The following is a 24326-nucleotide window of genomic DNA, read 5'->3' as shown; positions in this document are numbered from 1 at the left end:
TAGCCGGCTCACTTCTATCTGTGGAAGGTCCCACAACACCGGCTGTAAACAGCCACGGGCTTGGGCACCGCTCCGCGATGCGGTTCACCTCCAGTTTCGGCAACCACACCAAAGATTCCGGCACTCTGGCGGCGGTCGCGTTTAGCTTCTGTTAATTTTTGAGCCGTCCTTGAATTGTGGTAAAGTGCAACCGTGTGATAACGTTGCGTCACGTACGGTTTGAGGTCGGTCGCTGGGGGTTTGAGTGATTGATGTCGCGCTCTGGCTTAGCCCGCTCGACGGTGGAAACCCGTCAGGGGAGGATTTGCGCAACGACCCGGCTTTCCATGAGCTTGAGCGCCTGACCGAGCCCGAGGTCAAGGTTGTCCACGACGGCAATAACAAGCCCACTTCGCAAAGCACCATTCCGGTCGACTGGTCCGCGGTGCTGGCAAAGGCGGCGGACTTGCGCGCGCATGGCCGAGACCTGCGCCTGCTCGTCATCGTCACGCGTGCGCTGGCCAATGAAGACGGACTGGCCGGGCTCGCGCAGGGTCTGACGCTCATCGCCCAAACGTTCGATCAGCACTGGGAAACCATGCATCCGGCACTGCGGCCAAACGCTTCACCTCGCGATGCCGCCTTGCGCCGTATCAACGCGCTGCTCGACCTGCAGAATGGTCAGGACGGGTTGTTGGCGAACCTCAGGCAGATGATTTTCTTTGCGCCACGTTCGATCGGGCCGATCAGCGGACGCGACCTGGAACAGAGCGCGCTCGACGACCGTGTCATGCTCCAGGAAGCTGCCTCGGGATTGAACACGGCGGAAAAGGCCGCGCTGGTCAGCGCGCACGGACAGTTATTGAACCGGGTGCGCGCCGGATGTGCGGCACAGATTGATCAGGTCGGTGCGGAGATGATCTCGCTCGTCGCTGACGCCCGGGCGGCGATCGCAGCCCTAGGCGCGGTCGAAACCGCGCTGAGCGCCCGCCTCGAGGGCGGCGGCGCTCCAGTTCCGGACTTAAAGCGGTTTCTGCAGCGTTTGCTGACGACCCTGGAACGGAACTCGGCAGCCGGTGCGGTGGCCAATGGCGCGGCCAAGACGCCCAACCCGGCAGAACCGGCAACGCCTGCTCGAAACGGTCACGGAGCCGAGACTATGGCAAGTGCGGCAAACTACACGGATTCGAGCACGGGGCTTCCCGACCGGATCTCCTCGCGCGACGACGTGGTCAAATGCCTCGACCTGGTCGTCGCCTTCTATGACCGCACCGAACCGTCGAGCCCGATCCCGCATCTGGCGCGGCGTGTGCGCCGCATGGTGCACATGGATTTCGTTGAACTGATGGAAGATCTCGCCCCGTCTGGGCTGAAGGAATTCCGGCTCCTTGCCGGCGTTCCCGATGTCAAGAAGACGGCTCAGAAGGATGAAAGGTAACAGCACATGCCAGCCGAAAGCAAAGCGAAGGTCATCGAACGAAATCGCGCGCCGCGGGTGCAGATCGCCTACGACGTGGAAACCTACGGTAGTCCGACGACGATCGAATTGCCGTTCGTCATGGCCGTGATGGCCGACCTTTCCGGCGCTTCGCAGACCAAGGAAGCGTCAAAATCAGTGCTGGACCGGTCCTTCGTCGAGACCGACGCGAACCGCTTCCCCAAATTCATGGAAGCGCTCGGGCCCCGCGTCAAAGCCCGGGTGAAGAACACGCTGCCGCAAGCCGAAGGCCAGGAGCGCGACGAGGAACTGGCGCTCGATCTCACCTTCACCAAGATGGGTGATTTCGCTCCCGACAAGGTCGCAGAGCAGGTGCCGCAACTGGCCGAGATCCTCAAGATGCGCCGCCAACTCGAGGAACTGCTTGGCTTCATGGACGGCCGCGTCGACGCCGAAAAACGCATCGCGCAGCTGCTGAACAACGAGCCGCTGCTTGGCAAGATCGCCAGCCAGGCACTGGCCGACGACGACAAGGCAGGGGAGTAAACCATGGCCGAACAGCAAAAGACCGCCGCCGTCACCGCCGAGGCCGAAGCCATAAACCTCGACGAATTCAGCGGACTCCTCGAGAAAGACTTCAAGGTCAAGAAGGACGACAGCGAGAAGCTGCAGCAACTCGTGCGCAATCTCGCGCTCGCGGCGCAATCGCGTTCCGACACCACGACCATCTCGTCCAATGCGATCAAGTCGATCAAGTCGCTGATCGCGGGCATCGACAAGATGCTGACGACACAGGTCAACGAGATCCTGCACGCGCCAGAAGTGCGTGAGATGGAAGGCACATGGCGCGGCCTCTGGTATCTCGTCAACAACACCGAGACGGATCAGAAGCTGAAGATCCGGGTGATGAACATCTCCAAGGAGCAGCTGGCCGACACGCTCGAGGACTATGAAGGCCAGATGTGGGACCAGAGCCCGATCTTCAAGAAAGTCTACACGGACGAGTATTCGATGCTGGGCGGCGAGCCGATCGGCTGCGTGATCGGCGCCTACGAATTCTCCAACCACCCTCGCGACGTCGGTCTTCTGCGCAACATCTCTGGCATCTGCGCCTCGGCGCACACGCCGTTTATCGCAGCCGCCTCGCCGCGCCTGTTCCGCATGGACAGCTGGCAGGAATTGCCGAACCCGCAAGACCTGCAGCAGATCGTCTCCAACCCGGCCTATGCCTCGTGGCAGTCGCTGCGCGAGAGCGAGGACGCCCGGTATATCGGCCTGACCATGCCGCGTGTCCTGGCGCGGCTGCCCTATGGCACGGACACCGTTCCGGTGAAGGGCTTCACCTTCGAGGAAGAGGTAGAGGGCGATCACAACAAATATGTCTGGATGAACGCCGCCTTCCCGATGGGCGTCAACATCAACCGCAGCCACAAGCTGTTTGGTTGGGGCACGCAAATCCGCGGTGTCGAAAATGGCGGCACGGTGCTCAATTTGCCGGTGCACAGCTTCCCGACCGATGATGGCTCGATCGCGATGAAATGTCCGACCGAAGTCGCCATCGACGATCGGCGCGAGGCCGAACTGGCCAAGCTCGGCCTGATGCCGATCCTGCATCGAAAGAATACGGATCTGGCCGCCTTCATCGGCGCCCATTCGCTGCAGGACGACGAGACGCGCGCAGGCCGGCTGGTCGACCCCGATGCACAGTCGAACGAAAGGCTGAGCGCCAACCTGCCCTATCTCTTCCCGGTCTCGCGCTTCGCGCACTACCTCAAGGCCATTGCGCGCGACAAGGTCGGCTCGTTCAAGGAGCGCTCCGACATGCAGATCTGGCTGACCGAGTGGATCAACCGCTACGTGCTGGCCAACCCGGCCTTTGCCGACGACAAGGCGCGCGCCAAACGCCCGCTTGCGGCGGCTGAAGTCCAGGTGGACAGCGTGGAAGGACGGCCGGGCTACTACAACGCCCGCTTCTACCTGCGCCCGCATTACCAGTTGGAAGGCATCAACGCCTCGCTGCGGCTGGTATCGGAACTGCCGTCCGTGAAGACCTGATTTGCAGCAACCAGACCTTGTGTTGTTTAAAAGCGGTGGAGAAAGACAATGCCAGTCAAGATTGATGGTTTTCTGAAGGTTCCGGATATCAAAGGCCCCAGCACCCGCGACGGCCACGATGACGAGATTGAAATCCATGGCGTCGACTACAAGATGGTCGCACCCTATGACCCGAATTCGCTGTCACGCCGTGGCCGCGTCTCGATGGGCATGATCAAGTTCATCAAACACTATGACAAATCCTCGCCCTACCTGAAAAAGGCTTTGTTCGAGAACAAGGCCCTGGATGAAGTGGTGTTCTCGGCCCGCCGGACCATCGATGGCGAGACCAAGGATTACCTGGTCGTCACGCTCACCGACGCCTCGATCATGGAATACGACATGTCACAGGCCGAGGATGAGGCCGATCTGATCCAGGAAGAGGTCAGCTTCGCCTACAAGAAGATCAAGTTCGTCTATGACGGCAATGATGAAGCCGAAATGGATGTCTATGTCGGCAAGTGAGGTTCGGCGGCCCGGCGCGAGCAAGCAGCAAATAGCCGGCGGCTTGCGGGCAAAAAGCGAGGCTGTCCAGCCGTCGCTATGGGATCGCCTCGTCAATGACCTGCCGGGCCTGACCTCGGAGATAGACGGGCTGCGCCATGTCCTGCTGGACGAGCTTGGCGCGGACCGTCTCGAAACGCTCGTTGCCGGCAGTGCACGGACCATCGACGCCGATGCGGAGCTGACGCCCGATCAGAAACGGCGTCTGCATCGCCTGACCTTTCAAACCCAGCACCGCGTCGAGATCGAAAGCCGTGGCGTGGTGGTATCGGCCCGGGTGCTCAGAGAAGCAGTTCGGCGCGACATCGAGGCTTTGTTCAACACCGAGCGCTTCGAGGCCACGTCGCTGTTTTCCGACCTGGAAGACGAGCAGATGGCGGACAGTCCACCGTCGCTCGCCGACTTTCCGGAGGTCCGCCGAAGCGTGGTCAATTACGGCGTGCCGTCCTTCTCGGGCCGGTCGTCCCGCGACTTTGACCGCGACGTGCTGGCGCGCGAAATCCGCTCGGTGCTCGCCACCTTCGAGCCCCGGCTCAAGGAAAGCGCGACGAAGGTTAGCGTTACCCTGGGCGACAAGACCGTGGGGTTGAAGATCGAGATCGATGCCGTGCTGATCATGACGCCCACACCGGAACGCATGCGCCTGCGCACCACGATCAATCTCGACAACGGCTTGGCGCGGACCGAAATTAGGGACGCCTGAGATGGATCGGGTTTTCGTCGAATATTATGAGGAGGAACTGACCCATATCCGCGGTCTTGCGGCGGAATTCGCCGACATGCATCCGGCGGTGGCGCGCAACCTCTCCCTCGATACGGTCCCCTGCCCCGATCCTTATGTCGAACGACTGCTGGACGGCGTCGCCTTCCTCGCCGCGCGCACCCGGCTGAAAGTCGACGCCGAGCGCTCGCGATTTTCGCGAAGCGTGCTCGACGTCCTCTATCCCGATCTGGTCACGCCGGCGCCCGCAACGGCGATGGCCGTGCTGAAACCCGGTCAGCAGGTGCAGATCATGCCGGCCGGCCACGTCGTCAAGCGCAACACGCGGCTGGTCTCCAGCCTGCAGCCCGGCCTGTCGACGCGCTGCACTTTCTCGACCGCACAGGACATGACCTTGTGGCCGATAGCGATCACTTCGGTCAGCTATTTTCAGGATCGCAGCGCGCTGGCGGCGGCCGGCATAGGACCGATCGGCGGTACCGGCGGCGAGGCGGCGCTGCGCCTCGCGCTGACGCGGGCCGGGAAAGGCAAGCTTGACGAATTAGCGCTCGACCAGCTCGACCTCTATTTTGCCGGACGCACCAAGGCACCGCTGCTGTTCGACGCGATTTTCGGCGCTTGTGTGGCCGTCGGCGCACGACCGGAAGGCAAGACCAACCGGCTGTCGCCCCTGCCGGCACCCGAAATGGTCGGCATCAGTGACGACGAGGCCTTGATGCCGCGCACCCGCCCGACATTCGAAGGCTACCGCCTGCTGCGCGAATATTTCGTCATGCCGGAGCGTTTTCACTATGCGCGGGTCCTGGGGCTGCAGCCGGTGGTGCGCAAATGCGAGGCCGGACTGGAGATCATCTTCCTGTTCGGCCGCCCGGCGCCCGAACTCGCGGACCTCACGCCGGCGGATTTCGAGCTTTTCGCGACGCCGATCATTAATCTCTTCGAACGTGAGTGCAATGTCGTCGAGCTCGATCAGCGCAAGACGCGACAGGTACTGCACGCCGACCGCACGCGGGCGCGCGACTTCGAGATCTATCGTGTCCTGCGCGTCGAGGATGCCGACAGTGAGGGCAGTGACGCCGAGATACCGGAGCTGTTCAGCCTCGGGCAGAACCGCGGCAGTGGCTGGGTCTATTCGACGGAACGGCGCCCACGCCGGGCAACCGAGGATGAACGGCGCGACGGTCTGACCCGAACCTCATACACCGGGGACGACGTTTTCCTGGCTGTATCCAGGCCGCCCGGGAGTCCTGCGAACCGGCCGTTGAAGCGTCTCGACATCATGGCCCTTTGCACCAACCGTGACCTGCCGATCCTCGATGACAATCCGACCTTGACGCTCGAGGCCGGCGACCCGGTCGAATCCGTACGGCTGCTCGGCGCCTTGCGTCCGCCGCAGCCGGCCATCCCCGCGGCACTGCCCACAGGGGCCGACGGCGAATCCCGGGCCGACGATCTCGCCTGGCGGCTGGTGGCGCAGCTGGCGCTCAATTTCTTGAGCCTCGCCGAGGACGGCCGCGGCGTCGATCCGCTGCATGCGCTGCTCGATCTTTATGCCGACCGCGGCGATCCGAGCCTTGCCCGCAACGTGCATTCGATCGTGCGTATCGATTCGCGGTCGGTGGTCGAGCGACTGCAGATCGACGGGCCAATGTGCTTCGGGCGCGGCACTGAAGTGACGTTGCATGTCGATCAGTCGGTGCTGGCGGGGCAAAGCACCTTGCTGCTTTCGGCCTTGCTGGCGCGGCTGTTTGCCCGTCATGCCGGAATAAATGGCTTCGTGCGAACCCGCACGCGGCTGCTGCAGAAGCAGGAGGATGTGCCATGGCCGATGACGCCCGGCAATCGCTACCTGATCTAGACAAGACACCACCTGATCTAGACAAGCCTGGTCCGGACCGGGCCGAAGCTCTGTCGGAAGCGTTCGACTTTTTCGAACTGCTGCGCCGTCTCGAACAGCGGAGCGGTCTGTTCGGCCATTCCGGACGCCCCGACCGCGAGCCGGCAAGGCTTGGCCAGCATGTGCGACTCGCCTTCTCCGCACGGGATCTGGTTCAATTCCGCGAAGCCAGCGACAAGGCGCCGGCCCGGGTCACGGTTGCAAATCTCGGTCTGTTGGGCCCTGAGGGCCCGATGCCGCTGCATCTGACGCGCTGGGTGCTCGACCGCCTGTCGCAGCGCTGGTTCGCCGGCGCCGACGCACAGCAGACCAGCGACACGACCTTCGTGGACTTCGTCAACATCCTTCAGCACCGCATGATCGCCCTCTACTACCGGGCCTGGGCGGATGCGCATCCGGCGGTCCAGGTCGAGCGCGCGGTCGGCGGCCGCGTCCGCGCCATGCTTGAAGCGATGGCGGGGATCGGGCTTCCCGGCACCCAGAACCCTGATCTCGACACAGTCAAGCTCCGCCAAGCCGCTTCACTCGCCAGCCAGGTCGACGGCCCGGAACGGCTGACACTGTTTCTGGCGGAAGCGTTCGGGGTGCCGGTTCAAATCAAAGAATTCATCGCCGCCTGGATAACCATTCCGACCGGGCTGCAGACCCGCCTCGCCAGAGCCTTTGCAGGGCTCGGCCGGGGGGCGACGATCGGCCCGCGCGTTTTCAACCGCCAAAGCAGGATCGAGCTGCGTGTCGGCCCGCTCGCCTTCGACGAGTTCAAGGCGTTCTTGCCGGGAGGCTCGCGCCTCAAACTGTTCAAGCAGGCCGTCCGAGATATGGTCGGGGAGACGCTCGACGTCGACCTGCGCATCGTGCTGGCGCGTGAAGCCGTGCCGCCGCCGCGTATCGGAACTGTCCAGCTCGGCCGGACCGCCTGGCTTGCGCGGCCTGCCGAAAGGGGCGATGCTGACGATCTGCGGCTGCGGACAATTGTAGGATGGCGGCCGGAAATGGCGGGGGGCGCGGCATGAGCCTGCTGCTGACGCTGGAGCAAGGGCCACGCACCCAGGCGGTACGGCAGACCCGGCTGGACGAAGGCGAGCTGGTGATCGGCCGCAGCGCCGACGCAGGCTGGCAGATCAACGATCCCGACATGTTCGTTTCCCGCGCCCATTGCAGGATCAGGGGCGGGCGAGACGGCTATTTCGTCACCGACACGTCGAGCAGCGGGCTGTACATAAACGACTCCGACAGCCCGCTCGGTGCCGGCCAGTCGACGCGCCTTCAAAGCGGCATGCGGCTGAGGCTTGGCGACTATGTCGTCCATGTCGACCTGCAGGCGCCAACCGCCCAGGCACCTGCCGCCAGTCAGTCGGTTGCGGAACGCTTGCCGCCGGCATCGCGGGCGCCGTTGAGCATCGGCAATGACGACTTCTTTTCCGCCAAGGTCGAGGAAGAGCCGCGACGGCCACGGCCGGCCGACCTGCCGAACCCGTTCGAGCAGCCGGTTGCGGGCGCGTTCGAGCGTGCCGCCTCCAGCCAGCGCAGTTCGCCTGCTTTCGATGACCCGTTCAGCCTCGATCCGGTTTCGACGGCTGGGTCGACGGGCGTTGGTCCTCATCCCGAAACCGGCAGTGCGCCAAGCTTCGCGGATCCGTTCAGCCTCGACCCGGTGCCTTCTCTTAACCGCCCAACTGAACCCGCCGCCGGAAAGCCGTCCGAATTCAATGATGACTTTGGTTTCGGACCAGCGGCCGCTCCAAGTGCGGCAAACGGCGTCGGCTCGAACGGACAGCGTGAGCGCGTTACCCCACGACCACAATCCGCCAAGCCCTGGGATCTGCCTGTGCAAGCGGCTGATGCCCCGCCTCCACCGCGCACTGGTGCTGCTGCCACACCGGCTCGCGTGCCGCCAGCGGCGCAACAGGGGGACATGGCGCTCCGCTCCGCGTTCCTGCGCGGCATGGGTGTCGAGGAAGCCGATTTCCCAGGGCGCGACAGCGTCGCGGAAATGGAGAAGTTCGGCCGCGAATACCGGCTGATGATGGAGGGCCTGATGCAGCTTCTGCGCAAGCGGGCCGAGGAAAAGGGCAATGCTCGCGTCGCCCAGACCATGGTCGGGGCTTCCGAAGTCAATCCGCTCAAGTTCCTGCCGACGATCGACGATGCCATCGCCACGCTCATCACCGAGCGCAGCCCCGGATTTCTGGCCGGCGAAGCGGCCATCGCCGACGCGGTTCGCGATCTCGCGCAGCATCACGTACGCGCCTGGCGCGGCGTGCAGGCCGCTTTGCGACGTATGGTCGACCGTTTTGAGCCGGCTGCGATCGAGCAGGAGCTGAAGTCGAATTCGGCGCTCGGCAACCTGCTTGCAGGCGGGCGCAGCGCCAAGCTGTGGGAGCTTTACCAGAAACGCCATCGTGAAATCGCCGAGAGCGCCGAGAAAAGCTTCCTTGGCGAAATCGGCGCTGATTTTCGGGATGCCTATGAGGAGGAGTGAGACATGATTGATCGACGTCAATTCGTTGTTACCCTGGGCGCGACTGGACTGCTTGCGGCTTGCCAGAGTGGTCCGCCGAAACCTTCGGTGATCACCGTCAACGTGTCCGGCGGGGCCGGCATGAACCCGGGACCAGGCGGCGGCGACCGGCCGGTGACAGTTCTCGTCATGCGGCTGCGCAGCACCGGCAAATTCAATTCCGCCGACTACTTTGCCCTGCAGGGCGATGCCGGCTCGGCGCTTGCAGGCGATCTCATCGGATCCGACCAGATCGCCGTCGGGCCCGGAAAATCCGCGTCGAAAACCATCACCGTCGAGCCGGACGCGGCGGCGCTGGGCTTCGTTGCGCTGATCCGTGAGCCGACCGGCAGGAACTGGCGTACGACCAAGTCCGTGTCGCCGGGATCAAAATTCACGATCAATGTCTCGCTTGGCAGCGGCGGCATTTCCGCCTAGCGGCCAGGGGGCAAGGGGAGCTCGATGCAGAGAGTAGCGGCATGAGCGATGCAAACAGAGTGCTGTGGTCCGAAGGGCTTTTCCTGCGGACCCAGCATTTCCAGCAGCAGGATCGCTTTTTCGAGGCGACGGTGCGCGGCGCTTTGCAGGCCGGGCAGTTGCACACGTTCGGCTTTCAACAGCTGACGCTGGACCAGGCGTTGCTCGAGGCCGGCCAGATCTCGATCCTGTCGGCTCGCGGCATCTTCCCGGACGGGACACCGTTCGCCATCCCCGAGATGATGGACGCACCGCGACCCTTGCCGGTCACCCCGGACACGGGCGCCGGACTGGTGCTGGTCGCCTTGCCGCTCGAGTCGGCCGGCGGTGTCGGCTTCGATCCGGCACATGCTGCCTCCTCGGGAGCACGCTATCATGGGCGGATCGTCTCCGTCCGTGACTCCGTCCAGGGCGGTTCAGACCCTGAAGAAATCGAAATCGCCCGTCCGCAGGCGCTGCTGCTCGGACCTGGCAAGTCGGTCGGCGGCTACACCGCCTTGCCGATCGCCGACCTCAAGGGGATTCGAGCCGATGGCGGCGTGTCGCTGGACGAGACCTTCCTGCCGCCGACCCTGGTGACCGGGGCGGTGGCCTGGTACCGGCAATTGCTGCAGGAAGTCGTCACGGGGCTCGAGCAGATCGCCGAGGCGCATGGCAAGATGGTCATGGGCGGACCGGGCCGCAGCGTCGAAGACCTGCTGATGCTGAACCTCGCCAATGCGGCGCGGCCACGGCTGGCCCACATGCTGGCGCAGGATGTCTTCCATCCGGCCGAGCTCTACCTGGAACTTGCCGGGCTGGCCGGGTCGATGGCAACTTACGGATCGAGCGCGCGGCGGCTGGGTGAGTTGCCGGCTTACGACCACATGGCGCCAGGCCCAGCCTACATGGCGCTGGCGGATGCGCTGCGCTCGCTCATCCTCAGCCTGCGCTACATCGAGCCGAAATCGCGGGCGCTGCCGGTCATGCGACATTCGACCAATGTCTGGAAAATCCGCATCGACAATCCGAAGCTGCTGGTGGCCAGCCGCATCGTCATCCGGGTTGGTTCGGAGCTGTCGGAAGACGCGCTGCGCAAGATTTTCGTCAATCAGGCGACTGTCGGCTCGGCCGATCAGTTCGAAGGCCTGTGGAAATCGCGCTTGCCCGGCATTCCGTTGAAACCGCTGCATTCCCAGCCGCGCGAAATCCCTTACGACGGCGATCGGCTGTGTCTCGAGCTGGACCAGAAAAGCGAGCACTGGACATCGTTGCTCGATGCCCCCGGCTTCGTCATCGGCGTTTCGGGCGTGTTGCCAAGCGAGCCGCAGGTGGACTGCTACTCGGTGAACAGGTGAGATGATGAGCCGCGATGATCCTTTCGGACTGTCGGAGGATCGCGAGCGCACCCGCATAAGGCTGACCGGCGCGCCGATGCCGCGGCCGATGGCGCCGCTGTTGGCGGGCGCGGCGGTAAAGCGGTCTCGCACCCACCCGAACGCACTTGTCAACGCATTCGCGCCCTTGCTCGAATTCGCACCCGAGCTTGAAAGCGCACTGGCGCCGGAGAACCCGGAAACGCTGCGCACCCGGCTGCTTGAGGAACTGGTTCGGGCACGCGACACGGCAATGGCGACGGGGTCCTCGCTTGAGCGGGCCGATCAGGCAGCCTGGGTGGTGGCGGCGTTGCTCGACGATCTCGCTTTGAACACGCCCTGGGGCGGGGCCAGCGCCTGGCCGCGCCAGCCGCTCGTAGTTATGCTGCGCGGTGATGTCGATGCCGGCACGCAGTTCTTCACGCGTCTCGACGAACTCGAGCGCCATCCCAACCGTGACCGCGAGTTGCTGGAGCTGCAGTATAATTGCATGGCCCTCGGCTTCCGCGGCAAATATCGCGTGCCCGGCCGCTCAGGCGACCGCTCGCTCAATGCGGTTCGCGTGGCGGCGGCACGCTTCCTGCGCGACGCCGACGCCGAAGGCGCGCCACTGTCGCCAAACTGGAAGGGCGTCATCGCATCCGACGAGCCGCAACGCTTCATTGTGCCGATTTGGGTCATGGCGCTCAGCGCGGCGGTCGTTGCCACGGCCATCCATATCGGGCTGTCGATGGGACTGAGCAGCCAGGCGGTCGAACTATCCGCGCTTGTGCGCGCTCTGCCGCCGCCCACACGCGGCGATATCAGCCGTACGTCGCCCAAGGTCGATGCCCCGCCCCCTGAAAAAGTGGATTTTGCGCTGTTGCCGGAATTCCAGGCGGGAGCGCCAGCCGACCTCAAATCGGCGCTCAGCGGCACTGAGAGCGTTTCGCTGGCCAAGCTGATCATCCAGGCCTCCAACCCCGAACTGTTCCAGTCGTCGCGGCCCCAACTGAGCGACGGCTTCGAGCCGCTGATCGGTTCGATGGCCAAGGTGATCCTCGCCAATCAGGAGCTGATCGGAAACATCACCGTGATCGGTCATACGGACGGCGTTCCCCTGCAAAAGAGCAATCCTCTGTCGACCAACCAGCGACTGTCGGAGGCGCGAGCCCAGACGATCGCCGACATGCTGGTGCAGAACGGGGTGCCGCAGGACCGCGTTCATTCCGAAGGCCGTGCGGCCACCGACCCGGTGGCCAGCGACAGCACGCGCGAGGGGCGAGCCTTGAACCGCCGCGTCGAGGTGCTCGTCGAAAAGAGGCTGTGAGATGTTCATCCTGCGCTTCCTCTGGGCGGTCCTGACGTCGCGTTGGCTGTGGACGCTGATCGGCATCACGCTGCTTTCCCTGGTCATCTGGGTGTTCGGTCCGATCGTCAGGGTCGGACCCTACGAACCCTTCGCCTCGGAAAATGTGCGCATCGTCATCATCGCGCTGCTGGTCATCTTCTGGCTGATCTGGCTGATCGTCGCCCAGCGCCGGGCGATCCGCGCCAACCGCATGTTCGTCGCCGAGATCGCAGCACCCGTGGCGGAAAAGCCGCTCAGCCCTGGCGAAGAGAACGTCGCGGCCGTCGGTGCCAAGTTCGCCGAGGTGATGGCCGAACTGAAGCGCCGCAAGCTCGGCGGACGCAAGTTCCTGCGCGAGATACCATGGTATGTGATCGTTGGGCCGCCGGCCACCGGTAAGACCACGGCCTTGCGGCAGTCCGGGCTGAATTTTCCGATCGACCTCACGGACGATCTGCAAGGGGTCGGTGGCACGCGCAATTGCGACTGGTTCTTTTCCGAGAACGCGGTACTGATCGACACCGCCGGCCGCTATGTCCAGCAAGAGAGCCAGCCCGACGTCGACGCGGCGGAATGGCTGGGCTTCCTCGACCTTTTGAAAAAGCATCGCGGCCGCCGCGCGCTCAACGGCGTGATCGTCGCGCTTTCGATCGACGTGCTTTCGGAGGGCGACGAAGCGGTCAAGGCACACGGCCGCAAGATCCGCCGCCGGCTGGCCGAGCTCAACGACCGGCTCGAAATCCGCCTTCCGGTCTATCTGATGCTGACCAAGGCCGATCTGATCAAGGGTTTCGAGGCTTTCTTCGGCAGCCTGTCCACCGCCGCGCGCGAGCAGGTCTGGGGAACGACCTTCGCGCTGGATGCGCGTGTGGACGCCAAGACCATTGAACGCGAAATTTCGACGCTCTCGACGGAACTCGAGCGGCGGCTGGTGCCGCGCCTGGAGGATGAGGACAAACTGGCCGCCCGTGCCGAGATCTTCAGGTTTCCCGCCCAGCTGTCCAGCCTGTCCGAACCGATCCAGGTGCTGATCGAAGCGATGTTCGGCGAAAGCCGGTATGAAGAGGCCGCCTGGCTGCGTGGCCTCTATCTGACGTCGGCGACGCAGGAAGGGGCGCCCATCGACCGGCTGACCGCGGCGCTGTCGTCGTCCTTCGGCCTGCCACCACGGCGGGCCCTGCCCGCACCGAGGGTCGAGAAACGCAGCTTCTTCCTGAAGAACCTGCTCACCGAGGTCATCTTCAGGGAAGCCGGCCTCGGAACGTTCGATCCGCTGGCGCAGCGCCGCCGCGCCTGGATCTGGCGCGGTGCTGCGGCTGCATGCGCGGCGGCAGCCTTGCTGGCCGGCGGGCTGTTTACCTGGTCCTATTTTGACAACCGCAACGCGATCACGGCCCAGGCAGGCCAGTTCGAAGCGCTGCAAGCGCCGCTGACCGCTACCGCCGCAAATCCGGCGTCGGTGCGGCAGCCTGCCATCGATGGCGCGCTCGAGGCGATGGACGCGGTCGCAAGCGCCCGGACAGCACCGCAAGGCGCGCCCCAGGATCTGCTGGGACCGTCGGCCTCAGCCGAACTGGTACGGGCACAGACCGACACTTATGACCACGCCCTGCGCAACGTACTCGAGCCGCGAATGGTCGCGTTGCTCGAGGCGACCATGTGGCGGCAGATCCGTGATCCGGATTTTATGCTCGGAGCGCTGAAGACCTATCGCATGATGACGGGCCTGTCGCAGATGGACCCCGACTTCGCCCAGAACTGGTGGGTGAACAGCCTGCCGGAATTCGCGGCCGCGGCACCCTTTCCGACCGCCGATGCCGAAGAGCATCAACTTGCCGCCATCCGCCGCATGGCGGTCGACGAAAGCTATGTCGCGCCCGACCAGGCGCTGGTTGCCGAAGCACTGAAAACAGTGTGCACGATCTCGTTGCCGGCGCGGGCCTACAAGCAGTTGCTGGCCGATCCGGAGGTGGCCGGGCTCAAGGAGTGGATCCCGGCCAATTTCGCCGGCCCCAATGGTGGCAAGGTGTTTGCGCGGCGGTCCGACAAGACACTTCGCGTCGGCATTTCCGGAGCCTTCACCTATGCCGGCTTCCACGACGCCATTCTCGACCGCATCGACGATGTCGCTGCCCAGGCGGCGCTCGATCGTGCGGTTTTCGCCGGCGGCTGCTCGGAGAATTCCGAGACCTCGGTCTCGGCTCTGTCCGAGGATATTCTGAAGCTCTACTATGACGACTACATCGCGCAATGGGACAGCTTCCTACGCGACATGCGGCTCGCGCCATTGACCGATCTCAATGTCGCCAGCGAAAACCTGAAGGACCTATCGAGTGCCGATTCAGCGCTGAAGCGGCTGCTGACCGCAGTCGTTCAGGAAACAGAACTGACGCGTTCCGACGACGCGCCCGCCGACGACAAGGCGGCGGCCAAGGGCGCCTCGAAACTGCTCGGCAAGCTCGGCAAGCTCGGCAAGCTGGCGACGAGCGGTGCGAAGCTGCTGCCCCGCGCCGGGTCAGCCAGCGAGGTGGACCTGACCGGCAATCTGGTGGCCGAACATTTCAAACCGCTGAAGAGCACCATTGCCGAGGTCGACGGCCAGCCGCCGGCACTGGATGCCGCCGTTGTCGCGCTGACCGCGCTGTCGAACGTGCTGCAGACGGTCAGCGCCAACCCCAGTCCGCAGGATGCCATCAAGAAGCAAGGCGGCCTTGCCGAACTGACCGGCGCGGTGGCCAGGCAGGCGCAGATCCTGCCCGACCCGATCAACAGCTGGCTCGGCGGCATTGCCGGGGACACCAGCAATCTGACGCAGAAGGCGGTCACTTCGGAGCTCAACGCCATCTGGAGGGCGGACATACTGCCCTTCTGCCAGGCCGCGCTCAACGACCGCTATCCGTTCAGCGCCGACAGCGCGGTGGACGTCAATGTGCGTGATTTCGCCCGCCTATTCGGACCGGCCGGACTGATCGACGGTTTCATCAACGACCATTTGATCAACTATGTCGACACCACCAGCCAGCCGTGGAAATGGCGCGCCGATTTCGGCCTCGATCCTTCGGCGCTGGCGGCGTTCGAGCAGGCCAGGCATATCCGCGACGATCTCTTTCCCGGAGGCACCGGACCGGTGATGAGCTTCACGCTCGAACCGAAGGACCTGTCTCCCAACGTCACGCGCGTCACGCTCAATCTCGATGGTCAGACCCTCGTCTATTTCAACAATGCGACGCGGCCGCAACCGATGACCTGGCCGGGCAAGGACGGCACCGGGGTCATTTCGCTCGCCTTCCAGCCGATCGACGGTTCGCCCGAAATCATGCTCAACGAGACTGGCAGCTGGGCGTGGCTGAGGATGCTGCGCAACGGCCGTTTCGCCGGCACGTCACTGTCCGATGTCTACAGCCTGCGCCTGGGCACGAAGGGAATGTGGGCCGATTTCGAGCTCAAGGCTGCCAGCGTCGAGAACCCCTACAATCTGCAGATGTTCAAGAAATTCTCATGTCCGCCGCAGATATAAACATCGGATTCTTCGGCAAGATCCCGGCGACCGGAGATTTCGTCGCCGCCAACCTGCCGCGGACTTTCATCGACCGCTGGGACCGCTGGATGTCGATGGAGCTGCGCGCGCGGCCGGACGAAGGCGAGTTGGACTCGCGCGTCTGGCGTTTCACCGTGCCGGCGGCGATTTTCTGTGAACAGCCTTGCGCTGGCGTATGGCGCATGAGCGAGGACCGCGTCGGGCGCCGCTACCCGTTCGCCATCGTGCGCCTGGGCCTGGCGCCCGATCCCGGCGATGCTTGGTTCGATGCACTGGTCAATCTCATAGACGGATGCGTGGAAAGGCAATGGCTTCAGGCGCGGCTGCTTGAGCGTCTTGCCGATGTGACGCAGCCAATTACCGGAGCCATTCCGAACGAAATAGTCTTCTGGTGCGAGGATTGGGAGGTCAACGAGTTCAGATTTGCCGATATTCACGACCTGGCCGCGAACGGATTGCAGTCAATGCGCGCTGCAAGACGCGAAACTGAGGCGCACTAGGCGATGGGCAACAGCGTCTATGCGGAAGGTATGGGATTTTTCCACAAGGGAAGCGGCGGTCAAGGCGTCGCGCCTGGCGACGTTTGTCTCAGTCCGCCGCCCCCGCCAACCGGTCCTGTGCCCGTCCCTTATGTCAACATGCTTTCTGCCAGCGATCTGACCAAAGGCAGCAAGAGCGTCAAGATAGAAGGCAATCCTACGGCACTCGAGAATGCCTCCGAAGTCGCCACCAGCACCGGCGACGAAGCCGGCACTCAGGGTGGAGGCGTCATCACGCACAAGACAAAAGGCAAGGGCACGTTCAAGCTTTGGTCGTTTGTCGTCAAAGTTGAAGGCAAGGGCGTCGCACGGCATGGCGACACGATGGGTCAGAACGAGATGAGCGACCCGCCAAACTGCGTCGATGCGCAGGCAATCGTGGATTTCAACAAGGTGCTGGGGGACAAGGCCGGGGTACCTTGCACGGTACCCTACGACCAGGAGAAACACCGGGCGCCGCTGAACAAGCCACACTATGACAAGACCATGGGCGGGCCTTGCTGGGAATGCGCTAAGCTTCCGAGCAATCCCGGGGTCTGGGATACGTTGATCTCCAAGGTCAACGGCGCGAACCAGTACTCCAACGGCACGTTGATCGTCGTGGACCGCAAGCGTGGCAGGGTGCATCAGGAATCAAAAATCGCCGAAGATGGCAGTGTGGAACAAGAAGCCTTTACACCAGACCATCAGCCTCCATTGTCCGTCGCCTGGGCGATGGGCGGGTGCCATATGGAAAAGTCGCCGGATGCGTTTCTCAAGCACATGGGCGAAACAGATCGCGTTAAACCCCATTGCCGCAAGCATGCGCAAAGCCAGGGCAGCCAAGCCGATGCCTATGCCCGGTCGAAATATCCCGGGGCATAGGCAAGCCGATCAAAAGGAGATGTGATGCGATCCTTTGAGGAGATCCAACAGGCTTACATCGAGGAGCTCAGGCTTCTGCAACCGGAACTGGTGGAATGGTGGAAGAAGGTGGCCAGCATCGAAAAGTTGGGCGATCCGGTTCCGGCCGAGGTTTCTGGCCGGTGGCCGACCGGTTATTCGGGTCATCCGCGCGTACTGGCGGTCTTTCGAAACTATTATCTGGAAATCGACGATCTCAACCACGACGCTCTTAAAACCGCCGAACAGCCGGCTCTCGAGAAACCTCCGGAGGAGCTTTGGGGAACCCATGACAATGGCGAGCCGATCGACTATCGCCGCCCGGTCGATCTGCTGATCTTGGACATCAAGACCAAGGCCCCCGACCTGCACAAGTTGGTCGCCGGCATCGTCTATATCCCTGTTGGCCTCAATCAGTTCGAGGAGGCGGTCTAGATGGCTCTGCTCACGCTTCACGATCCCCAGACCGGCATCAGGCGCCTGCTCACCGCGATGCTCGATGTGGGCGGGCATTCCAGCTGGTACACAGCGGACAAACCGCATGACGAAGCCGCCGCCGACTATCGGCAGTTGTTCGACGCTTATCGCCAGCTCATTCAACAAGCGTACAACGAAGCCGCGCCCTGGTGGGAGGGCACGGTCGAGGCAGAGCGGAACAAAGGGCTTTCGCAGGAAGACGCCTTAGAAGCAGCTTTCAACAACCGGATGGCCGGCCCGGCATCGGATCCGCGCGTCGTGTGGATCGTTCGTGTTATCTGGCTGGAATGCGCAAATCGCAACGCGATGATGCCGGACAAGGAGAAAATTCGGCCAGAGTACCTGCTGCTTCAATGGCTGGTCGACGCCGGCGAGACGGAACTTGTCCGTTTGATCGCTTGCATGCCCTATTGGCCTATCGGGCTCGACGAGAACGGCAATTGGTGCTGAACCATGGCATTCGATGTCTGGCTCGAAAACCGTACTCCTTTCGCAGCCGCCACGCATGTGCAGCCAGACGCGGAAGGGCAGGAGGTGCTCGTCGCCATGTTCTCGGCAAGCTTCGAGGCTCCTGAGCAAAGCGCCGAGTTGAGGCCAGCCGATGAGCAACTGCCGATCACTTTTGGTGACGTGCCTTTCGGCGATCCGGCTTTGTCGTCGAACCGCTACGAAGCCGACATCGTCGCGGAAAAGCCAGCCGCCGAAGTGATCGTCAACGGGACCGCTTATGCGCCGAACGGCAAGCCGGTTCGCGAAATGCAGGTCGGCCTGGGCATCGGCAGCGTTCGCAAGGTGCTCAACGTCGCCGGTGACCGCATCTATGACGCCGGCAACTACAGCGCGCCGCATCCCTTCATGACCATGCCTGTCGTCTATGAGCGCGCCTTTGGCGGCACCACGGCGGACGGCAGGATGGACCCGCGAAATCCCGTTGGCGTCGGCTTCCATCATGCGCGATCGGCCGATCCGGCCGTCAGGACGCAGGCACCCAACATCACGTATCCGGGCGAACCTTTTCTCAGCCCTTCCGATCGGCCGAAGCCTGCCGGTTTTGGTGCGCTCGGCCGCAGCTGGCAGCCGCGCATCGGCTATGCCGGGACCTACGACCAAGGATGGATCGACACGCAGTGGCCGTTGCCGCCAAAGGATTTCGATCCCCGATATCGTCTATGTGCTCCTGCGGACCAGCAATTGGTGCAGTTCAGCGGTCGCGAACAAGTGTCGTTGGTCGGTCTCACCCCAAGCGGCCGTTGGGATTTTCGATTGCCGCATATCGTGGCGCCCTTGCGGCTGATCTACGAAGACCGCATCGAGGATAGCGCCTTTCGCGCCGATACCGTGATCATCGAGCCCGATACCTGGCGTGTAACGCTTAAGGCGCGCCTTTCCTTTGTGACAAAGCGCAATGCCCCGGCCCTGCGCGAAATCGTTTTCGGCCACGTTTCACCGGCCGTTCTGGTGGCGAGGCGCAAACGCAAGGTCTATTTCAGCCAAAGAGGTGGTGACGGTACTTTGCGAAATCAGCCCGTGTGGCTGCCGTGAGGCGGCCACTCTTCGTTGCCGGTGCCGGCGCGGTGACCGCCGCCGGGCTCAATGCGCCGCAAACCATTGCAGCGATCAGGGCGAGCCTTTCAGCCTTCGAGGAAAAGATTCTGGCCGAGCCCTTTGGCGCCGTCCAGATCGTCGCGCGCATTCCCACGCACTATCAACTCCGCCGCAGCGAGGGCGAATGGCTGATCAACATGGCGGCACGCGCCATAGGCGAGGCGCTGCGGACAGGAACGATTGCTGCCGAGGCGACCGCGATCCTGGTTGCCCCGCCTGAAGGCTTTCGCAATCACCCCGCCTATCGCGATATCGCACCGCCGGAGTTCGTCGCCGAGGTGATCAAGGCTACCGGCCAGAAATTCCACGCCACATCGAGGGCGATCGACGGCGGCGCGGCCGCGAGCATCGCGGGGCTGGAACGCGCGCTCGACGTGATGGAGCAGCATGGGGTCCGACAGGTACTGCTCGGTGGCGTCGACAGCCTCGTCAACGACACCGACCTGGGCCGCCTCGGCAAGGCTCGACGACTGAAATCCGCAGACAATGCGCAAGGGCTTGTTCCGGGCGAGGCGGCGGCTTTCGTACGGCTAACTCGCGAACCGGAAGGTGATGCACCGGTCCATGCCGCCATCCACGGGGTCGGAACCGGACAGGAACCGGACAGCGTTCTCTCGGACCGCTACAGCCAGGGCCGTGCTTTGCTCGGCGCCCTGCGAGAGGCGGTGACCGGATCGGGCCCCTCCGAAGCCGACATCGATTTCGTCGTCAGCAACAGCAATGGCGAGCGCTACAGCGGCTGGGAGGAGTTGATTGCGCGGCCACGCTTTTATCGCACGCGCCGCGAAAAGCTGCCCACCGCCTATCCTGCCATGACGATCGGCGATATCGGAGCTGCCGGTGGGGGCTTGGCGCTGATGCTGACCGCCGATAGTCTTCTCAGGGGCTACGCCCCCGGGCCGACCGCTGTATGCGAACTAACCTCCGAAAACGGCCTGCGCGCTGCTGCGGTGATGGCTCGCATGACACGGCGCTGAAAATCACATCCAGGCCGGAAAGCGGCGTGTGGTGCGCCAATCGACCAACGGAGCGTCGGGCGTGGTCATCGCCTTGCGCAAGGCATCGAGCCGCAGCCGGCGCATCGAGCGGAACGGACGATGGTTGCGGCCGCCACGCCCTTCGTTCCACCACGCTTCGACGCGATCGGCCGCCGGCAACGAGCTGTCGTCGAGATGGGCAAAGTCCTCTCCAAGGACGGCAGGATCGGTGACGAAGAGGTCAGTGTCACCAAAATCCACCTCGAAGAGATCGCGAAGTGCCGCACCGGCAGCGGAGGCCAACTCCGGCTCGCGCATCTTCTCGATCAACCACGGCAACACCGCACGGTCGCCGAAGAGGCCGACTGATGCCGTGGCCGCGACACGCGAGGCTGGCCGTCCAAGACCAGATTGCAGCCAGGCCTTGCCGGATTTCGACGGCGTCGTCAGTAGACGCAACTCGATCGCCGCCGCCTGGTCCGTTTCCGTCAGCACTATCTTGTCGATCACGGGATGCGCGGACCGCGCGTCGCCGAGCAGGCAAGCGGCGAAAACGGCCGCAAGGCGTTCTTTCGTGATCTCGCCATCCAGGCCGGACAACACGGCCGGCAGGAGGTCGCGCCGCCTGAGCGCGCCGGCGAGCCGAACCGCACGCCAGCGTACGTTCCAGTCGGAATGACTGATCAGGTCATTCAGGCGCTGTCCAGGATCGACGCGATGGTGCCAGAGCGCAGACAGCCCAAGGCAGCGAAGTCGCGCATCGCGGGTGTCGAGCCATTGCGCCACAAACGGCCGGAGGTTTTCGCGCGGCGTTCGCGCGATCGCGGCGGACAGGCTCGAAATGCCGGCTTCGCCCAGGCCAGCGCCGGCGTCCATTGCGGCGGTCACCAGTTTGGCATCGCTCCAACGCATTGCCAGAGTGCCGAGCACGAAAAGTTCGCCTGGTTCGGCGTAGTCCGCAAAACGGGCATAAGCAGCCTCCCAACCCGCTTTGCCGGCCGCCATGAGGCCCTCGAGATTGGCTTCAAGGCGCTGATCGATACGACCGATGTCGGTTTCATCGAGAATGGGACCGTCGATCTCCCGACGTCGACGAAGCCATAGGAACGCGGCGTCCTCTGCGTGCTGGTCCACGATGGTCGCGATGGTCGCGATGCTGTGCATTCGGCAACGCCTCAGTTCAGATGCACCGCCCCGCCGCGAATGCGGTTGGTGCCACTGGCCTGACTGGTCAGCTGGGTGCCGCGAATTACCACCCGGCCATTCTTCTCCAGAATGATTGATGCAAGCCCGCAGCGCAGTTCCATGCGTTCATTGCCGGTGATCACGACACGGTCGCCGTCGCGGATGACTTCAAGGTTCCTATTGCGGGCCGCCGGATCGACGATGCGCCCAACCACCAGCGGACGCATCGGGTTGCCACCCTCGAACAGCAGGGCCAGTTCGGATCCGATCGCCGAAGTATCCAACTCGGTCAAACTGCGTGCGGCAATCGCCGTTTCACGCGGATTGCCGACGAAGACAACCAACGGCGCTCCGCCTTCGAAACCGATCAGGAGTCCGATCACAACGCCGTCGATACGCTCCAGCACTTCCATGATGACGTCCTCAATTGTTGTTGATCGTGCTGCCCTTGATAATCACATCGCTGTCGGCCTTGACGGTGATCTTGCCGCTGCCCTTGATCGTGATGTCCTTGCCGTCGGCAGTGATGGTGCCGTCCTTTTTCAGCGTGATCGAAGCATCGCCGCATTTGAGTGTGATAGAGTCACCGGCTTCGATCATCAGGTTCTTGCCGACCTTGATTGAACTATCTTCGGCAATGTCGATGCCGCTGCCCTTGCCGACCTTAAGAGCATGGCCCCCGCCGATTTCAGTGGCGTCGTCGTCGCTGATATTGGCGGTCCGTGCCTTGCCTATCGACGACGACAGCGCCCCGCCGACAGAGAAACTCTGATCGGCGCCGACATTGACGGTCTGCGCCGCCGCGATATTCCAGCTGTCCGCTGCGCCAATGTCGTGGCTCTGCCCAGCCCCAACCGTGACCGACCGTGTCGCGCCAATGGTGTTTGTCTGCGGCCCGCCAACGCTTCGTGTCTCGGACGCCCCGACCGTGTCGATACGGGCAGCGCCAACAGTCACCGTCTGGACAATCCCCACGGTCTGCGAGTGGTTGGAGCCGATCGTCTCCGTCGAATTCGAACCGATGCCGATCGTCTCATTCGCCCCCACCGTCAGTGAGCGGTTCTTGCCCACCGTCTCGGTGTCGTTCGAGCCGATATTCGTGGTCTGGTCGACGCCGACCTTGACCGTCTTGTTGTTGCCGACGTCCTCGTCGAGGTTGTGGCCGACGGAGTGCTTGGCGTCGTGGTCGATGCGGTCGGACTGGTCGTGCTGCACCAACTTGGTGCGGTCGTGCTTGATGAGAAGGTTATGATCCTTCTGCGCCTGGAAGTTGACCAGTTCGGAGCCGGCCTTGTCCTCGAACATCAGCTCGTTGTAACCGCCGCCGCCTTTCGACGAGTTGGATTTCCAGCCCGATTGCGTTGCGTTGCCCGGCAAGCCGTAGGGCGGCATCTGCGAGGCATTGTAGACCCTGCCGGTGATGATCGGCAGGTCGGGGTCGCCTTCGAGAAAGTCGACGATCACTTCCTGGCCAATGCGCGGTATCTGGATGAAGCCCCAGCCGCTGCCGGCCCAGGTCTGCGAAACACGGACGAAGCAGGAACTGTTTTCGTTCTTCTTGCCCAGGCGGTCCCAGTGGAACTGCACCTTCACACGGGCATATTTGTCGGTGAATATCTCCTCGCCGGAAGGGCCGACCACCGTCGCCGTCTGCGGCCCGCGCATGATCGGCCGCGCCGTGATCCGCAGCGGTCGATAGGGCAAGGCAGTCGGCGCGACGCCCAGCACGATCTTGTAATTCTCGCTGTGGGCCTCGTTCTGGGTTCGGTAGCCCGGATCGAACAATCTGTATTCGGCGCTGATGACCAGATACTCTTGGTTCTGGTCATCGCGCGGAAAGCTCTCCAGCTTGAAAGTACAGCCGGAATGGAGGCCGCGCACGGTTCCGACCGCAGTAATGCGCTGGTGCAGGGCCTGGAGTTCCTCGCGCCGGATACCGGCCAGGGTGTCGCCGCGCCCGACATCAAGGTGCGCGCCGGGCTGGCGATAATTCTCGCCGGAGGCTTCCTTGTGGCTGAACGGCTGGGCGGACTTCGCCATCAGATCGGCGCCAGGCTTCTGGAAATCATAGTCGGTGTGGGCATAGGCCCCCGGCCGCACCGAACTGCCCGGAATCCATTCGGTGATATATTCGACGTCGCGCCGCGAGCCCTGTCCCTCGAAATTATAGGGTATCTTCTCGTAGCCCGGCGCCGGCTTCAGCTTGCTCATCGCGTCGCACAGCACGAGCGTGTGCTTGCCCTCGTCATGCTCGAAGAAATAGAAGATGCCTTCGTGCTCGAGCAGGCGTTGCACGAAATCCAGATCGCTCTCGTCGTACTGCACGCAATATTCACGCGAGGGGTACGAGCCCTGCAGCCGCTTCTCGAATTTCGCCGTTCCGTATTTCGAGAAGATCTTTTCGACGATCTCGACGGCGGTCATGTTTTGAAAGATCCGGCAATCGGTCGCATTGCCGAGGAACCAGAGCCACGGCCTGACGACCGCTTCGTAGTAGGCCAGCCGATCCTCGATGCGGGTCAGGCGAAATTCGGACACCAAGCCGCTGAACCACCGTTTCGGATCGGATTCGCCTTCGACCGAAACCATGCCACCCAGCATCTTAAGCGGATCGATCTCGGAACTGGGCCCGACGAACCCGACCGTATAGGCAAAGCAGCGGCTGATCTCGTCGCGCCCGACAAGATGCGTGAAGGTCAGCTCGGCGCCGACCGGTGTCTGCACAACCGTGGCACGTTCGTTCGGCATGGGTCGTGCCCCTCCTGGACGCGGCCGCCGGCGCGGTGGATTTGAAGTTCCCGCCATCTACCCAGGAACTTGTCAGGACC

General features: G+C 63.3%; 21 protein-coding genes. 18 read left to right on the top strand and 3 right to left on the bottom strand.

Annotation, left to right across the window (positions count from 1 at the left end):
* Positions 1–244 precede the first annotated feature (244 nt).
* Genes tssA through X743_RS145880 form a run of 18 tightly spaced genes read left to right on the top strand, consistent with a single transcriptional unit; the run spans position 245 to position 20313 of the window.
* Positions 245–1417, top strand: coding sequence for a type VI secretion system protein TssA (gene tssA, locus X743_RS145810; protein WP_023767753.1), 1173 nt, complete (start codon positions 245–247; stop codon positions 1415–1417).
* A gap of 6 nt (positions 1418–1423) precedes the next feature.
* Positions 1424–1963: a type VI secretion system contractile sheath small subunit gene (tssB, locus tag X743_RS145815; RefSeq protein ID WP_023767752.1), complete on the top strand. Its 540-nt coding sequence runs from the start codon at positions 1424–1426 to the stop codon at positions 1961–1963.
* Positions 1964–1966: 3 nt separating this feature from the next.
* On the top strand, positions 1967–3472 hold the full coding sequence (gene tssC, locus X743_RS145820) for a type VI secretion system contractile sheath large subunit (protein ID WP_023767751.1): 1506 nt from the start codon (positions 1967–1969) through the stop codon (positions 3470–3472).
* A gap of 48 nt (positions 3473–3520) precedes the next feature.
* The gene (locus X743_RS145825; RefSeq protein WP_023767750.1) at positions 3521–3976 is read left to right on the top strand and encodes an Hcp family type VI secretion system effector; all 456 of its coding nucleotides are present in this window, start codon (positions 3521–3523) and stop codon (positions 3974–3976) included.
* Positions 3963–4718 (top strand): type VI secretion system baseplate subunit TssE, encoded by a 756-nt coding sequence (gene tssE / locus X743_RS145830; RefSeq protein WP_023767749.1) that lies wholly within the window; start codon positions 3963–3965, stop codon positions 4716–4718. Before X743_RS145825 ends, tssE begins: the two co-directional genes overlap by 14 nt.
* Position 4719: 1 nt before the next feature.
* Positions 4720–6594, top strand: coding sequence for a type VI secretion system baseplate subunit TssF (gene tssF / locus X743_RS145835; RefSeq protein WP_023767748.1), 1875 nt, complete (start codon positions 4720–4722; stop codon positions 6592–6594).
* Complete coding sequence (gene tssG / locus X743_RS145840; RefSeq protein ID WP_031258197.1) at positions 6558–7646, top strand: type VI secretion system baseplate subunit TssG; 1089 nt, start codon at positions 6558–6560, stop codon at positions 7644–7646. The genes tssF and tssG overlap by 37 nt, the downstream gene beginning before the upstream one ends.
* A complete protein-coding gene (gene tagH, locus X743_RS145845; RefSeq protein ID WP_031258196.1) occupies positions 7643–9115 on the top strand; it encodes a type VI secretion system-associated FHA domain protein TagH in 1473 nt (490 codons plus the stop codon). The genes tssG and tagH overlap by 4 nt, the downstream gene beginning before the upstream one ends.
* A gap of 3 nt (positions 9116–9118) precedes the next feature.
* Entirely contained in the window at positions 9119–9571 is a 453-nt protein-coding gene (gene tssJ, locus X743_RS145850) for a type VI secretion system lipoprotein TssJ (protein ID WP_031258195.1), read from the top strand.
* Between the two features lie 41 nt (positions 9572–9612).
* A complete protein-coding gene (tssK, locus tag X743_RS145855) occupies positions 9613–10947 on the top strand; it encodes a type VI secretion system baseplate subunit TssK (protein ID WP_023767743.1) in 1335 nt (444 codons plus the stop codon).
* A gap of 4 nt (positions 10948–10951) precedes the next feature.
* A complete protein-coding gene (gene icmH, locus X743_RS145860; protein WP_023767742.1) occupies positions 10952–12274 on the top strand; it encodes a type IVB secretion system protein IcmH/DotU in 1323 nt (440 codons plus the stop codon).
* 1 nt (position 12275) lies between these two features.
* A complete protein-coding gene (gene tssM / locus X743_RS145865; RefSeq protein ID WP_023767741.1) occupies positions 12276–15812 on the top strand; it encodes a type VI secretion system membrane subunit TssM in 3537 nt (1178 codons plus the stop codon).
* Positions 15794–16333: a type VI secretion system-associated protein TagF gene (gene tagF, locus X743_RS1000000169945; RefSeq protein WP_023767740.1), complete on the top strand. Its 540-nt coding sequence runs from the start codon at positions 15794–15796 to the stop codon at positions 16331–16333. The genes tssM and tagF overlap by 19 nt, the downstream gene beginning before the upstream one ends.
* Before the next feature lie 3 nt (positions 16334–16336).
* Positions 16337–17236 (top strand): DUF4150 domain-containing protein, encoded by a 900-nt coding sequence (locus X743_RS1000000169940; RefSeq protein WP_084555599.1) that lies wholly within the window; start codon positions 16337–16339, stop codon positions 17234–17236.
* Between the two features lie 24 nt (positions 17237–17260).
* Positions 17261–17689, top strand: a complete 429-nt coding sequence (locus tag X743_RS145870) for a hypothetical protein (RefSeq protein WP_023767738.1) — start codon at positions 17261–17263, stop codon at positions 17687–17689.
* Positions 17690–18181, top strand: a complete 492-nt coding sequence (locus X743_RS1000000169935; RefSeq protein ID WP_023767737.1) for a hypothetical protein — start codon at positions 17690–17692, stop codon at positions 18179–18181.
* Positions 18182–18184: 3 nt separating this feature from the next.
* Positions 18185–19273 (top strand): DUF2169 domain-containing protein, encoded by a 1089-nt coding sequence (locus X743_RS145875; protein WP_023767736.1) that lies wholly within the window; start codon positions 18185–18187, stop codon positions 19271–19273.
* On the top strand, positions 19270–20313 hold the full coding sequence (locus tag X743_RS145880; protein ID WP_156934489.1) for a hypothetical protein: 1044 nt from the start codon (positions 19270–19272) through the stop codon (positions 20311–20313). The genes X743_RS145875 and X743_RS145880 overlap by 4 nt, the downstream gene beginning before the upstream one ends.
* Before the next feature lie 3 nt (positions 20314–20316).
* Here the strand turns inward: X743_RS145880 and X743_RS145885 are convergent, their stop codons facing one another.
* From X743_RS145885 to tssI, 3 genes are read right to left on the bottom strand one after another with little or no spacing between them, the layout of a single operon-like run.
* Positions 20317–21477 (bottom strand): hypothetical protein, encoded by a 1161-nt coding sequence (locus X743_RS145885; protein WP_023767734.1) that lies wholly within the window; start codon positions 21475–21477, stop codon positions 20317–20319.
* Between the two features lie 11 nt (positions 21478–21488).
* Entirely contained in the window at positions 21489–21914 is a 426-nt protein-coding gene (locus X743_RS145890; RefSeq protein ID WP_031258186.1) for a DUF6484 domain-containing protein, read from the bottom strand.
* Between the two features lie 7 nt (positions 21915–21921).
* On the bottom strand, positions 21922–24246 hold the full coding sequence (gene tssI / locus X743_RS145895; protein ID WP_023767732.1) for a type VI secretion system tip protein TssI/VgrG: 2325 nt from the start codon (positions 24244–24246) through the stop codon (positions 21922–21924).
* Between the last annotated feature and the right edge of the window lie 80 nt (positions 24247–24326).

It is taken from the genome of Mesorhizobium sp. LNHC232B00 (assembly GCF_000502435.1).
Lineage (GTDB): Bacteria > Pseudomonadota > Alphaproteobacteria > Rhizobiales > Rhizobiaceae > Mesorhizobium > Mesorhizobium opportunistum.
This window is presented reverse-complemented; position numbering and strand designations above follow the sequence as displayed.

What these genes read in the sequence shown, in the direction of transcription:
- tssB (WP_023767752.1), top strand. Translation starts at nt 1,424, where the DNA reads ATGCCAGCCGAAAGCAAAGCGAAGGTCATCGAACGAAATCGCGCGCCG.
- tssC (WP_023767751.1), top strand. Translation starts at nt 1,967, where the DNA reads ATGGCCGAACAGCAAAAGACCGCCGCCGTCACCGCCGAGGCCGAAGCC.
- X743_RS145825 (WP_023767750.1), top strand. Translation starts at nt 3,521, where the DNA reads ATGCCAGTCAAGATTGATGGTTTTCTGAAGGTTCCGGATATCAAAGGC.
- tssE (WP_023767749.1), top strand. Translation starts at nt 3,963, where the DNA reads ATGTCGGCAAGTGAGGTTCGGCGGCCCGGCGCGAGCAAGCAGCAAATA.
- tssF (WP_023767748.1), top strand. Translation starts at nt 4,720, where the DNA reads ATGGATCGGGTTTTCGTCGAATATTATGAGGAGGAACTGACCCATATC.
- tssG (WP_031258197.1), top strand. Translation starts at nt 6,558, where the DNA reads ATGGCCGATGACGCCCGGCAATCGCTACCTGATCTAGACAAGACACCA.
- tagH (WP_031258196.1), top strand. Translation starts at nt 7,643, where the DNA reads ATGAGCCTGCTGCTGACGCTGGAGCAAGGGCCACGCACCCAGGCGGTA.
- tssJ (WP_031258195.1), top strand. Translation starts at nt 9,119, where the DNA reads ATGATTGATCGACGTCAATTCGTTGTTACCCTGGGCGCGACTGGACTG.
- tssK (WP_023767743.1), top strand. Translation starts at nt 9,613, where the DNA reads ATGAGCGATGCAAACAGAGTGCTGTGGTCCGAAGGGCTTTTCCTGCGG.
- icmH (WP_023767742.1), top strand. Translation starts at nt 10,952, where the DNA reads ATGAGCCGCGATGATCCTTTCGGACTGTCGGAGGATCGCGAGCGCACC.
- tssM (WP_023767741.1), top strand. Translation starts at nt 12,276, where the DNA reads ATGTTCATCCTGCGCTTCCTCTGGGCGGTCCTGACGTCGCGTTGGCTG.
- tagF (WP_023767740.1), top strand. Translation starts at nt 15,794, where the DNA reads ATGTCCGCCGCAGATATAAACATCGGATTCTTCGGCAAGATCCCGGCG.
- X743_RS1000000169940 (WP_084555599.1), top strand. Translation starts at nt 16,337, where the DNA reads ATGGGCAACAGCGTCTATGCGGAAGGTATGGGATTTTTCCACAAGGGA.
- X743_RS145870 (WP_023767738.1), top strand. Translation starts at nt 17,261, where the DNA reads ATGCGATCCTTTGAGGAGATCCAACAGGCTTACATCGAGGAGCTCAGG.
- X743_RS1000000169935 (WP_023767737.1), top strand. Translation starts at nt 17,690, where the DNA reads ATGGCTCTGCTCACGCTTCACGATCCCCAGACCGGCATCAGGCGCCTG.
- X743_RS145875 (WP_023767736.1), top strand. Translation starts at nt 18,185, where the DNA reads ATGGCATTCGATGTCTGGCTCGAAAACCGTACTCCTTTCGCAGCCGCC.
- X743_RS145885 (WP_023767734.1), bottom strand. Translation starts at nt 21,477, where the DNA reads ATGCACAGCATCGCGACCATCGCGACCATCGTGGACCAGCACGCAGAG.
- tssI (WP_023767732.1), bottom strand. Translation starts at nt 24,246, where the DNA reads ATGCCGAACGAACGTGCCACGGTTGTGCAGACACCGGTCGGCGCCGAG.